The 13,537-nt window shown below is 69.7% G+C and carries 6 protein-coding genes and 1 pseudogene; 5 read left to right on the top strand and 2 right to left on the bottom strand.

Annotation, left to right across the window (positions count from 1 at the left end):
- The first annotated feature begins 8 nt into the window (after window positions 1-8).
- Window positions 9-1,790 (top strand): ABC transporter ATP-binding protein, encoded by a 1,782-nt coding sequence (locus tag AB0436_RS19825; protein ID WP_366469208.1) that lies wholly within the window; start codon window positions 9-11, stop codon window positions 1,788-1,790.
- Window positions 1,787-3,718 carry an ABC transporter ATP-binding protein gene (locus AB0436_RS19820; protein WP_366469207.1) on the top strand — a complete coding sequence of 644 codons (1,932 nt, stop codon included), beginning with the start codon at window positions 1,787-1,789 and terminating at the stop codon, window positions 3,716-3,718. Before AB0436_RS19825 ends, AB0436_RS19820 begins: the two co-directional genes overlap by 4 nt.
- A gap of 21 nt (window positions 3,719-3,739) precedes the next feature.
- Here AB0436_RS19820 and AB0436_RS19815 read toward each other — a convergent pair.
- Window positions 3,740-5,194: pseudogene (locus AB0436_RS19815) on the bottom strand (MFS transporter); the annotation flags it as partial.
- Window positions 5,195-5,328: 134 nt separating this feature from the next.
- Here AB0436_RS19815 and AB0436_RS19810 point away from each other — a divergent pair.
- From AB0436_RS19810 to AB0436_RS19800, 3 genes are all read left to right on the top strand, one after another.
- Window positions 5,329-6,234 carry a TetR/AcrR family transcriptional regulator C-terminal domain-containing protein gene (locus tag AB0436_RS19810; protein WP_366469206.1) on the top strand — a complete coding sequence of 302 codons (906 nt, stop codon included), beginning with the start codon at window positions 5,329-5,331 and terminating at the stop codon, window positions 6,232-6,234.
- Between the two features lie 164 nt (window positions 6,235-6,398).
- Complete coding sequence (locus tag AB0436_RS19805; protein WP_366469205.1) at window positions 6,399-8,423, top strand: M4 family metallopeptidase; 2,025 nt, start codon at window positions 6,399-6,401, stop codon at window positions 8,421-8,423.
- A 91-nt stretch (window positions 8,424-8,514) separates the two neighbouring features.
- Window positions 8,515-10,194: a M4 family metallopeptidase gene (locus tag AB0436_RS19800; RefSeq protein ID WP_366469204.1), complete on the top strand. Its 1,680-nt coding sequence runs from the start codon at window positions 8,515-8,517 to the stop codon at window positions 10,192-10,194.
- 126 nt (window positions 10,195-10,320) lie between these two features.
- On the opposite strand, the gene glgP is transcribed toward AB0436_RS19800, so the two are convergent.
- Window positions 10,321-12,948, bottom strand: a complete 2,628-nt coding sequence (glgP, locus tag AB0436_RS19795) for an alpha-glucan family phosphorylase (RefSeq protein WP_366469203.1) — start codon at window positions 12,946-12,948, stop codon at window positions 10,321-10,323.
- Window positions 12,949-13,537 lie beyond the last annotated feature (589 nt).

Raw genomic sequence — 13,537 nt, 5'->3', positions numbered from 1 at the left:
CGCCATCGATGTCCGAAACACCTGCAGCGACCAAGCACCTGTCCGGAGTCCGTTCCCTGCTGCGGCTGCGGCCGTACGTGCTCCCGGTCCGAAGACGGCTGGCCGGCGCGGCGTTCGTCGCGATCCTGGCGTCCTGTCTCGGGCTGGTCATCCCGTTGGTGCTGAAGTGGATCGTGGACGGCCCGGTCACCGACCGGGACACCGGTGGGGTCCAGCTCGGCGCGCTGATGCTGTTCGGGCTCGGTATCGCGGAAGCGCTGCTCTTCGGTCTGCGGCGCTGGCTGGTCGCCCGGCCGCTCGCCGGCGTCGAAGCGTCCATGCGTGCCGATCTCTACCGGCACCTGCAGCGGCTCCCGGTGGCTTTCCACGACCGCTGGCCCTCCGGGCAGTTGCTCTCGCGCGGCACCACGGACCTGATGCTGCTCCGCATGTTCCTCGCCTTCCCGCTGACGTTCCTCCTGGTCAACGGGGTGACGATCGTGGTCGGCTTCGCCATTCTGCTGGTCCAGCAGTGGACGCTCGGTCTGGTCCTGCTGGCTCCGGTCGTCCCCCTGGTGATCCTGTGCGAGATCTTCGAGACGAAGTACTCCCGGGTCGCCCGCCGCTCCCAGGACCAGGTCGGTGACCTCACCACGGTCGTCGAGGAGAGCGTGCTCGGCATCCGCATCATCAAGGGCTTCGGCCGCCACCGCAGCCAGGCCCTGGCGTTCCGCGAACTGTCCGAGGAACTGCGCGCCACCGAGCTGGTCAAGGCCCGTCTGCTGGCGGGAATCTGGGCCCTGATCACCACGATTCCGGAAATGGCGATCGGCGCGGCGCTGGTGCTGGGCACCGTCCAGGTCGCCGACGGGGATCTGTCGGCGGGCACCCTGGTCGCCTTCCTCTCGACGGCGCTGGCGCTGCGGTGGCCGGTGGAGTCGATCGGCTTCCTGCTGGCCATCAGCCAGGATGCGGCTACCGCCACCCAGCGCTACTTCGAGGTGCTGGACGTGGCCGAGGAGTCCGAGCCGGCCGAGCCGGGCCCCTCCGCGGTCCCCGCCGAGGGCAGCGGGCTGCGTTTCGAGGACGTCGAATTCCGGTACCCCGACGCCGCCCCGGACACCCCGCCGGTCCTCGCGGGGATCGATCTGCACATCCGTTCCGGCGAGACGCTGGCCCTCGTCGGAGCCACCGGTTCCGGCAAGACCACCCTCACCTCGCTGGTACCGCGGCTGCACGAGAGCACCGGCGGCCGGATCACCCTGGACGGCGCGGACATCACCGCCATGCCGCGCCGACAGTTGCGCGAACTGGTGTCGGTGGCCTTCGAGGAGCCCACCCTCTTCTCGGCGAGCGCCGGAGAGAACGTACTGATGGGCGATGCGGAAGCCGACGAGGATGCGCTGCTGCGGGCGCTCTCCACCGCCCAGGCTGACTTCGTGCACGATCTGCCGCTCGGCACCGGGACGCAGGTCGGCGAGCAGGGGCTGAGCCTGTCGGGCGGCCAGCGTCAGCGACTCGCGCTGGCCCGTGCCGTCGTCGGCCGGCCCCGTTTCCTGGTGCTGGACGATCCGCTGTCCGCGCTCGACGTGCACACCGAGGCACTGGTCGAGGCGGCGCTGCGCCGGGTGCTCGCGGAGACCACCGCACTGGTCATCGCGCACCGGCCGTCCACCGTGCTGCTCGCCGACCGTGTCGCCCTGCTGTCGGAAGGGCGGATCGCGGCCGTCGGCACCCACCATGAACTGCTGCGCAGCAACGCCGAGTACGCCTGGCTGATGTCCGGCGCCGAAGGGGACGAGACCCGATGACCACCACCGTCGACGGCCGGCAACCGGTCCCCGAACCCGAGCCGGAGTCCGGCGGCGCCGGCCCCGGCGCCGCGCCCGGGGATGAGGCGACCGCCGACCGGTTCCCTGCCGGAGCCCCGTCCGACGGGTCCGGTGACGACTCGTTCGACAAGGACAAGCTGCCCGCCCCGCCCGGAGCGAGGGGCGCCCTGCTGCGCTCGCTCCTCGCACCGCACCGGACTCTGGTCATCGTCTCCGCGCTCCTCATGCTGATCCAACAGGCCGCGGTCCAGGCCGGCCCGCTGCTCGTCGCGTACGCCATCGACCGCGGGGTGCCCGCTTTCCGCCACCACGACAACGGGCCGCTGATCGCGATCGGGGCCGGCTACCTCGGCTGCGCGCTGGTCTCCGGGGTGCTGCAGTTCTCCTTCGTGCAGGTCTCGGCGCGTGTCAACCAGGGCGCGCTGCTCGACCTCCGCGGCCGGATCTTCCGCCATGCCCAGGCACTGAGCGTGGACTTCCACGAGCGCTACACCTCGGGCCGGCTCATCTCCCGCTCCACCACGGATGTGGAGTCACTGCGCGAGCTGCTCTCCGACGGTCTGCAGGAGCTCATCAACGTGGTGCTCTCGGTCGTCTACATCTGCGCCATGCTGGTCTATCTGGACCTGGGCCTCGGCACGGTCGCGGTGTTCTCGTTCGTACCGCTGTATGTGCTCATCCGCCGGTACCGCCGCCGCGTCACCGTCGTCTTCGCTCAGCGCTCCACGGCGGTCGCCGCCGTCATCGTGAAGTTCGCGGAGACGATGAACGGCATCAGGCCGGTCCGGGCGTTCCGACGGGAGGACGCCAACGACACGGAGTTCGAGCGGCTCAACCACCGGCATGAGCGGGTCAACGGCGACGGGATGCTGGAGATGGCCCGTTATGTCGTCGGGTCCCGCATCGTGGCCAACACCTCGGTCGCCTGCATCGTCCTGTGGGGCGCCTACCGGGTGGCCGAAGGCCATCTGGCGCTCGGTGTGCTGGCCGCCTCGGTGCTCTACCTGCGCCGCCTGTACGACCCGATCGACCGGCTCGGCATGTTCCTCAACTCCTACCAGTCGGCGGCCGCTTCGCTGGAGAAGATCGCGGGCCTGCTGGCGCAGCAGCCGTCCGTACCCGCCCCGAAGACCCCGCGGCCGCTGCCCCCGCTGGAGTCCGAACACCCGGGCCGCGAAGTGGTCTTCGACGGTGTGCGCTTCGCCTACCGCACCGGGGGCGAGGTGCTGCCGCGTTTCGACCTCACCATCCCGGCCGGCCAGACCGTGGCGGTCGTCGGCTCGACCGGGGCGGGAAAGTCGACGCTCGCCAAGTTGCTGGCCCGTTTCTACGATCCGACCGAGGGCGCGGTCCGCCTCGACGGTGTGCCGCTGGGCGATCTGGAGGTGTCCGAACTGCGGCGGGGGGTGGTGATGGTGACGCAGGAGGCCTTCCTCTTCTCCGGGACGATCGCGGAGAACATCGCCATCGGCCGCCCGGAAGCGACCCGCGGGGAGATCGAGCAGTCCGCGAAGGCGATCGGCGCGCACGACTTCATCAGCGCGCTGCCCGAGGGCTACGACACCGACGTACGCAAGCGGGGCGGTCGGATCTCGGCCGGACAGCGCCAGTTGGTGGCGTTCGCCCGGGCCCTGCTCGCCGACCCCGCCGTGCTGATTCTCGACGAGGCCACCAGCTCACTCGACATCCCCGGCGAGCGGGCCGTGCAGCGTGCCATGGACACGGTGCTGCGCGGACGCACCGCCGTGGTCATCGCGCACCGGCTCTCCACCGTGGAGATCGCCGACCGGGTGCTGGTCATGGCGGACGGCCGGATCGTCGAGGACGGGTCCCCCGAGACGCTGATCTCCGGATCCGGACAGTTCGCCGGCCTGCACCGGGCCTGGCGGGAGAGCGTGGTGGGCTGAGACCTCAGTAGCCGTGGTCCGGGCGCCGCGCAGCAGCACGACGGAGAGGACGGCGGCACCGGCCATCGCCACTGCGGCTCCGAACGCGGCGAAGTCCAAGCCGTGGACGAAGGCGTGCTGGGCCTGGGTGAGCAGCGAGCCGCGAGCCACCGCGGTCGCGCCGCCCAGCGTCTCGCGGGCCGCGTCCGGGGCGCCCGCCATATCGCTGCGGTAGACCGCTGAGCCGATGGATCCCAGGATGGCCATACCCAGCGCCCCTCCCAGCTCCTGCCCCGACTCCAGTACGGCGGCCGCCGCGCCCGCGCGCTCGGGTGGCGCCGCTCCGATGGCGAGTTCGTTGGCCAGCGTGGTGGCAGCGACCAGGCCGCCGGCGTAGACCGCCGAGCCGACCAGCGCGACCCACAGCTGGGAACCGGGGTGCACCCGGCTGATCCAGAGGAATCCCGCCGCCGATACGGCGAAGCCGCCTGCCATCACGTACGCCCGGTCGAAGCGCCCCGCGAGCAGTGCACCGGTCGGAGCCAGCACCGCCACCCCGGCGATCGGGACCAGTGACCACAGAGCCGCCCGGAGCGCACTCATCCCGAGCACCGACTGGAGGTACTGGCTGAAGAAGACGGCGAACCCGATGGTCGCGAACATGGCGAGCAGATTGGCGAGCAGCGAGCCACCGAAGGCCCGGCGCCGCAGCAGCGTGAGATCGATCACCGGGTGGTCGAGGGTCTGCTGCCGGCGGACGAAGACCACACCGACGGCAAGGCCCATGGTGATGGAGAGCGCGGGCAGCGGTGCGTAGCCGTGGGCCGCGAGTTCCTTGACACCCTGGATGACGGGCAGCAGCGCGGCCAGCGAGAGAAGGGCGCTCAGTACGTCGAACCGGCCCTCGGCGGCCGTCCGGAACTCCGGGAGCAGCCGTGGCCCGAGGATCAACAGCAGTGCCATCGCGGGCAGGTTGATCAGGAAGACCGATCCCCACCAGAAGTGCGCCAGGAGCAGCCCGCTGACCACCGGCCCCAATGAGATGCCGGCCGTCATCACCACGGTCCACAGGGCGACCGCCCTGCCGCGCTCCTTCTCGTCGCGGAAGAGATTACGGATCAGGGCGAGGGTCGACGGCATCAGCGCGGCACCGCCGACCCCGAGCAACGCCCGTACCGCGATGAACATGTCGGCGCTGTGCGCGTACGCGGCGGCGACGGACGCCGCACCGAACACGCCGGCCCCAGCGAGCACCAGCTTCCGCCGGCCGATGCGATCGCCCAAGGAGCCCATCGTGATCAGCAGTCCGGCGAGCACGAAGCCGTACATGTCGAGGATCCACAACTGCTGGGTGGCGCTGGGTTCGAGGTCCCTGCTGATGTACGGAAGGGCGAAGTAGAGGATGGAGACGTCCATCGACACGAGCAGCAGCGGCAGTATCAGAACCGCCAGGGCGGTCCATTCCCGACGGCCGGCTGTGACGGGGTTTGAGGTCATGTCAGGAGCGAAGCAGCAGGCTGCGTACGCCGCAAACTTCAACCTAGTGCACCGTAGTGCGCGCTCGCATATGCCCCGCAAGGAAAGGCTTTTCGCGCCCCAAGGCCAGCAGGTGCACTAGTACAGTGACGCAGATGAGCAGCCAGCCGCCCTATCTCAGGATCGCCGCCGAACTCCGCAGCCGGATCGCGGACGGCACGCTCTCGCCGGGCGAGCTGGTGCCCTCCACCCGCGCCATCACGCGGGAGTGGGGGGTGGCCATGGCCACCGCCACCAAGGCGCTGGCGGCGCTGCGCCAGGACGGCCTGGTACGGGCGGTGCCCGGCGTCGGGACGGTGGTCGCCGCTCCCGCGCCGGTCGGCTCACCCGCGCCCGGGCTGACCCGCGAGCGCATCGTGCGTACCGCCGTCGCGCTCGCCGATGCCGAGGGACTGCCGGTCCTCTCGATGCGGCGGGTGGCCACCGAACTCGGGCTCTCCACCATGGCGTTGTACCGGCACGTGCAGGGCAAGGGGGAACTCGTACGCCTGATGTCGGACGCGGTCTGCGGCGAGCAGCCCTTGCCCTCGGTGCAGCCGGCCGACTGGCGCGAGCGGTTCGAACTCGGTTCGCGCTGGATGTGGGACGCGTACAACCGCCATCCGTGGATGGCACACGCCATGGCCTCCATCACCCGTCCTGAGCCCGCGCCGAACGCGATGGCCTACACGGAGTGGATGCTGCGCGCGGGCGAGGGCACCGGGCTCTCGAAGAACCAGGTGATGCACCTTCACCTCAGCCTGTTCGGTTACATCCAGGGGCTGGCCATGGCGAGCGATCTGGAAGCGCAGGCGCGGCAGGACACCGGGATGTCGGTGGACGAGTGGATGGCTCGGAACGAGACACAGTTCGAGGCGCTGGCCGCTACCGGCGCGTACCCGTTGCTGAATTCGCTCACCGAACACGACGACTTCGAGTTCGACCTCGAAACCGTCTTCCAGTTCGGGCTGTCGCGCATTCTGGACGGGATCACCGTGCTCATCAGCAAACTTCACACATAGCGAACATGACCTTCCGGCCAACGGACGATTTCCGGTCAACTTGTTGACGCGCTCCTGACAGTGGGTCGTCCCGGATGACACTCTCTCCCCGTTCTTCGCACGTGCTTGCTCTGCCGGGACGGCTCACCAGGCCGCCCTGTCCCCCACTCGCAGAAGGAGTTCGCGTGAGACCCACGCATCGTCGTGCCACCGCCACCGGCGCCCTGATCGCCGCTGCGGCCCTGCTCGCCATAGGCGTCCAGGCCGGCACCGCCTCCGCCTCACCCGAGAACACCGCCGCACCGGCGGTCGGCAGGACGCACACCGGCGCGATACCCGCAAAGCTCTCGCCCGCCCAGCGTGCGGAGTTGATACGCGAGGCCAATGCCACCAAGGCGGCCACCGCGAAGGAACTGGGCCTCAGCACCCATGAGCAGCTCCAGGTCCATGACGTCGTCAAGGACCAGGACGGCACCACACACACCCGGTACGAGCGCACCTATGACGGACTTCCCGTCCTCGGCGGCGACCTGGTCGTCGACGCGACGAAGGCGGGGCGGACCGAGGGCGTCACCAAGGCGTCCCGGGCGCAACTGAAGAATGTGCGGACCACCGCATCGGTGGCGCCGGCCACCGCCGAGAAGTCCGCCCTCAGGGCGGCCGCGGTGCAGGGTTCGAAGAAGACGGCGGCGGACCGGGCCCCCCGCAAGGTGATCTGGCTGGCGCAGGGCAAGCCGACGCTCGCCTACGAGACCGTCGTCGGCGGCTTCCAGGACGACGGCACCCCGAGCGAACTCCACGTCGTCACCGATGCCGCCACCGGCAAGAAGCTGTACGAGCGGCAGGCCATCGAGACCGGCGTCGGCAACACCGAGTACAGCGGGCAGGTCACCCTCGGTACCACCCAGTCGGGGTCGACGTACACGCTCAACGACTCGGCGCGCGGCGGCCACAAGACGTACAACCTGAACCACGGCACGTCCGGCAAGGGCACGCTCTACTCGGGCAGCGACGACGTGTGGGGCAACGGTCTGGCCTCCAACTCGGAGACCGCCGCGGCGGACGCCCACTACGGCGCGGCGGAGACCTGGGACTTCTACAAGAACGTCTTCGGCCGCACCGGCATCGCGGGCGACGGCGTGGCCGCGTACTCCCGGGTCCACTACGGCAACAGCTACGTCAACGCCTTCTGGGACGACAGCTGCTTCTGCATGACCTACGGCGACGGCTCCGGCAACGCCGACCCGCTCACCGCGCTCGACGTGGCCGGCCACGAGATGTCGCACGGGGTCACCGCCGCGACCGCCGGCCTCGACTACAGCGGCGAGTCCGGCGGCCTCAACGAGGCGACGTCCGACATCTTCGGCACGTCGGTCGAGTTCTACGCCAACAACGCCACCGACAAGGGCGACTACCTCATCGGCGAGAAGATCGACATCAACGGCGACGGCACGCCGCTGCGGTACATGGACAAACCCAGCAAGGACGGTGGCTCCGCCGACTCCTGGTACTCGGGTCTCGGCAACCTCGACGTGCACTACTCGTCGGGCCCGGCCAACCACTTCTTCTACCTGCTCAGCGAGGGCAGCGGCAAGAAGACCATCAACGGCGTCGACTACGACTCGCCCACCTCGGACGGACTGCCCGTCACCGGCATTGGCCGGGACAAGGCCCAGTTGATCTGGTACAAGGCACTCACCGAGAAGTTCACCTCGACGACGAACTACGCGGCGGCCCGTACCGGAACGCTGGCGGTCGCCAGTGAGCTGTACGGGGCGAGCAGCGCCGAGTACAAGTCGGTCGCGGACGCCTGGGCGGCCATCAACGTCGGTTCCCGGTCCGGCGGTGGCGACCCGGGCTCGGGCACGGTGTTCGAGTCCACCACCCCGCTGTCCATCCCGGACGGCGGCGCGGCGGTCAACTCGCCCCTCTCGGTCACGGGTGTGACGGGCAAGGCGCCCTCCACCCTCAAGGTGGATGTGAACATCACCCACACATACCGCGGCGATCTGGTCATTGACCTGGTCGGTCCGAGTGGGAAAACATACCGCTTGAAGAACTCCAGTTCGTCCGACTCGGCAGACAACGTGGTGGCCCAGTACACGGTCAACGCGTCCACCGAGACGGCCAACGGCACCTGGAAGCTCAAGGTCCAGGATGTCTACCGGTACGACAGCGGAAAGCTCAACAGCTGGAAGCTGACGTTCTGATCACGCCTTGAAGGTGTCCGCCCGGGGCGACCTCCGTCCCGGGCGAACACCCAACAAGCAGCACCGGTCAACAACTTCATATGTCAAGAGCATGTCACCCGCTTCTCCCCAACCCCCCACCTCTGAAAGGGAAACCCGAGTGACTCGTATATCGCGGTCCCAGCGCATAGCCGGTTCCATAGCAGTCGCAGCGCTGCTCGCCACCGGCGTCAGCACTCTCTCCGCCACCTCGGCCGGCGCTTCCCCCACGACCGCCACCGTCGGGGCGCAGGCCCTCGCGCTCTCCAGCAACCAGCACGCCGATCTGCTCCGGGCGGCAGCCGCCGACACCGCGGGCACCGCGCGTGAGCTCAGCCTGGGCAGCAAGGAGAAACTGGTCGTCAGAGACGTCATCAAGGACGCCAACGGCACCACGCACACCCGCTACGAGCGCACCTACGACGGACTCCCCGTCCTCGGTGGCGATCTGATCGTGCACACCGCCAAGTCCGGCTCGGTCAGCGGCGTCACCAAGGCGACGAAGGCCACCATCAAGGTCGCGAGCACCACCGCCGCCGTGAAGCCGGCCGCCGCTCAGCAGAAGGCGCTCTCCGCGGCCAAGTCGGCCGGTGCCGACAAGGCCGCCACCGACAACGCTCCCCGCAAGGTCATCTGGGCCGCCACCGGCAAGCCGACGCTCGCCTACGAGACCGTCATCGGCGGCTTCCAGGACGACGGCACCCCGAGCCAACTGCATGTCGTCACCGACGCGGCAACGGGCAAGAAGCTCTCCCAGTGGCAGGCCGTCAAGACCGGCACCGGCAACAGCGAGTACAGCGGCAAGGTCACACTCGGCACCACCAAGTCCGGTTCGCAGTACCAGCTGAACGACGCCGCCCGCGGTGGTCACAAGACGTACAACCTGAACCACGGCACCTCCGGCAAGGGCACGCTGTTCACCGACGCAGACGACACCTGGGGCAACGGCGCCGCGTCGAACGCCCAGACCGCGGCCGTGGACGCGCACTACGGCGCGGCCGAGACGTGGGACTTCTACAAGAACGTCCTCAAGCGGAACGGCATCGCCGGCGACGGCAAGGCCTCGTACAGCCGCGTCCACTACGGCAACAGCTACGTCAACGCCTTCTGGGACGACAGCTGCTTCTGCATGACCTACGGCGACGGGTCCGGCAACGCCGACCCGCTGACCGCCATCGACGTGGCCGGCCACGAGATGTCGCACGGCCTGACTGCGGCCACCGCCAACCTCGACTACACCGGCGAGTCCGGCGGTCTCAACGAGGCGACATCGGACATCTTCGGCACCGCCGTCGAGTTCTACGCCAACAACGCCTCCGACCCGGGCGACTACCTCATCGGCGAGAAGATCGACATCAACGGCGACGGCACGCCGCTGCGGTACATGGACAAGCCCAGCAAGGACGGCGGCTCCGCCGACTACTGGTCGTCGAGCCTGGGCAACCTCGACGTGCACTACTCGTCAGGCCCGGCCAACCACTTCTTCTACCTGCTCAGCGAGGGCAGCGGCAAGAAGACCATCAACGGCGTCAGCTACGACTCCCCCACCTCGAACGGCTCCACGGTCACCGGCATCGGCCGGGACAAGGCCGTCCAGATCTGGTACAAGGCCCTGTCGACGTACATGACCTCCACGACCAACTACGCGGCCGCCCGCCAGGCGACCCTGAAGGCGGCCGGCGACCTGTACGGCACGACCAGCACCGAGTACAAGGCGGTCGGCGCCGCCTGGAGCGGGATCAACGTCAAGTAACAACACCTTCCCCGCATGGCGGGCCCCGTCCGGCGCCGAAAACCCGGCGCCCGGCGGGGCCTGCGTCTGTGACGGCTTCTCACCGGTGACCTCGCGTCAGCGCCGCAGGTCGGCGCATCAGTACGGTCAGCGCATCAGAAGCCCCGCGCCCTCCCCCGTCGCCCCGGTCGGCAGGGTGACCAGGCCCAGATCGGCGCCGGTGGCGAGCAGCCGGTGGGTCGGCAGGACGCGGACCGTGTAGCCGTAAGGACCCGTGCGGTCGAGGGCCAGTGGGCCCTCGTACGACCAGTTGGCATCCAGGTCGGGGCCGCCGGCCGGTTTCAGCGGGAAGGTCTGTGCGTCGGTGATCCGGTCCTGCGCGTCGACCCGCCCGGACACCGCTTGCACCTCCACGTCGTCCGGCCGCAGATCACCGAGCGCGACCCGCACCCGCAGCGTCAGCGTCGAACCCAGCTCCGCGGTGCCGTCCGCCGCGGTCGGCGTGAGAGCCTCCACCCGGTCGACGTGCACATCGGGCCAGGCGGCCCGCACCCGCGCCTTCCAAGCGGCCAGCTCCCGCGCGGTCTCGGAGCCCAGACCCCGGTGGGCGAGAGCCGCGGGCCCGTAGAGCCGCTCCACGTACTCGCGCACCATCCGCCCGGCCAGCACCTTCGGGCCCAGGTTCACCAGGGTGCTGCGGACCATGGCGACCCAGCGCTCGGGCAGTCCGCCACCGTTCCGGTCGTAGAAGCGCGGTGCCACCCGGTCCTCGATGAGTGCGTACAGCGCGGCGGACTCGAGTTCGTCGCGCCGGTCCTCGTCCAGGCCGGTGCCGTCGGCGGTCGGGATGGCCCAGCCGAAGTCCGGTTCGAACCACTCGTCCCACCAGCCGTCCAGCACCGACAGGTTGAGACAGCCGTTGAGCGCGGCCTTCATTCCGGAGGTGCCGCAGGCCTCCAGCGGACGCAGCGGGTTGTTGAGCCAGACGTCGCAGCCCGGGTAGAGCCGCCCGGCCATCCGCATGCCGTAGTCCGGCAGGAAGACGATGCGGTGGCGCACCCGTGGATCATCGGCGAACCGCACGAGCTCCTGGACCAGGCGCTTGCCACCGTCGTCGGCCGGATGTGCCTTGCCCGCGACCACGATCTGGATCGGCCGGGTCGGATGGAGCAGCAGCTCCATCAGCCGCTCACGATCCCGCAGCATCAGGGTGAGGCGCTTGTACGAGGGCACCCGACGAGCGAACCCGATGGTCAGGACGTCCGGGTCGAGGACCCCCTCGATCCAGCCGAGCTCGGCTTCGGAGGCGCCGCGCTCGCGCCAGGACGCCCGCAGACGGCTTCGGACCTCGGTGACCAACTGTTCGCGCAGGGTGCGCCGAAGCTGCCAGATGTCCGCGTCGGGGATGTCCGCGACGCCGTCCCAGCGCTCCGAGCCGCCCACCGACAGGGCGTGCTCGGTGCGTTCGGCGCCGATCTGCCCGGCGCCGAGCGCGAAGACCTCGGGCGCCACCCAGGTCGGGGCGTGCACACCGTTGGTGATGGAGGTGATCGGCACCTCTTCGGCGTCGAATCCCGGCCACAGTCCGGCGAACATCGCGCGGCTGACCGCGCCGTGCAGGGTGGACACCCCGTTGGCGCGCTGGGCGAGTCGCAGCCCCATCACCGCCATGTTGAAGAGAGTGGAATCGCCTCCCGGATAGGTCTCCGAGCCCAGCTGGAGCACCCTTCGGGCGTCGACACCCGGCAGCTCGCCGTCGTCCCCGAAATGATGGGCGACCAGCTCCCGGTCGAAACGGTCGATTCCGGCCGGGACCGGGGTGTGGGTGGTGAAGACCGTGCCGGCCCGCACCGCCTCGAGACCCGAGTCGAAGTCCAGCCCGTCGTCCATCAGCTCACGGATGCGTTCGAGGCCGAGGAATCCGGCGTGTCCCTCGTTGGTGTGGAACACCTCGGGGGCCGGGTGCCCGGTGTGCCCGCAGTACGCGCGCAGCGCCCGCACCCCGCCGATGCCGAGCAGCATCTCCTGGAGGAGCCGGTGCTCGCTGCCGCCGCCGTACAGCCGGTCGGTGACGTCGCGTTCGCGCGGTTCGTTCTCCTCCACGTCGGAGTCGAGCATCAGCAGCGGCACCCGGCCCACCCGGGCCTGCCAGATGTGCGCGCTGAGCGAGCGCCCGCCGGGCAGCGCGAGGGAGATCAGGCTCGGTGAGCCGTCCCGCTCGCGTAACAGGGTCAGCGGCAGTTCGTCGGGGTCGAGGACCGGGTAGTGCTCCTGCTGCCAGCCGTCCCGCGACAGGGACTGGCGGAAGTAGCCGTGCCGGTAGAGCAGTCCGACGCCGATGAGCGGTACGCCCAGATCGCTCGCGGCCTTGAGGTGGTCGCCGGCCAGGATGCCCAGGCCGCCGGAGTACTGCGGGAGAGCGGCGGTGACGCCGAATTCGGGTGAGAAGTAGCCGATGGCGGCGGGCAGCCCGGCCGGCTGCTGCTGGTACCACCGATCACCGTGCAGATAGGCGTCCAGATCGCCGGCCGCGGCGTCGATCCGGTGCAGGAAGGACTGGTCGGTCGCCAGTTCGGTCAGCCGCTCGGCGCGGACCGCGCCGAGCAGCCGCACGGGGTCACCGCCCGCGGTCTGCCAGGCGTCGGGGTCGACTGCCTTGAAGAGGTCCCGGGTTCCGGCGTGCCAGGACCAGCGGAGGTTGCGGGCGAGCTCGCTCAGCGGCTGCAGCGGCTCGGGGAGGACGGGGCGGACGGTGAATCGACGAATGGCCTTCACGTGTTCCACCTTCGCAGGGGAGATGCACATCCGAGGGGACGCACAGCGGTGTGCGTCCGCGCTTCACCCCCGACGGTAGCCTTCCGCGTCCTCCGCAACCACGGCGCGAGCGCGCACCCGGCGACGCCGCCTGTGCGCCGGTGGCGCCTGCCCCGGGCTGCTCCGGCCGGCCGGGTCTCGTGGGCGCCGGCTGCGCGGAGAGCCGCGACGCCCGCTCCCTCTTTTGCACCGGGCGATATGGCCGAATTCCATCCCCTCACGCACCCTTGTGGTACTTCGCCCGGCGGACAAAGCTGCCCAGTGGCGCCCACAAGCAACTCCCATCCGAGAGGGGAATCCCGTGTACGACACGGAGACATCAGCTGTCCCAGCGGTGCGGGCCGGGGCGGAGCGGGCGTCCTGCCACCGGGCCCGGTACGCCAAGTGGAGAGCCGTCATCCCGCCAAAGGTGTGAACCCGCAGACGCAGCCCCGGCCGGACCGGGGGTCGTTCACGGCGCACGGCCCGGACGATGCTTGCCTTGCACATTACGTACGAGTACTTAGTTCGGTCTTAACTCACGAGCCGGATTGCGCTCCCGAGGTGTGAG

Source organism: Streptomyces sp. NPDC051322, from assembly GCF_040689485.1.
GTDB lineage: Bacteria > Actinomycetota > Actinomycetes > Streptomycetales > Streptomycetaceae > Streptomyces.
The sequence above is the reverse complement of the archived record's forward strand: the minus strand, read 5'-3'. Positions and strand labels throughout refer to the sequence as shown.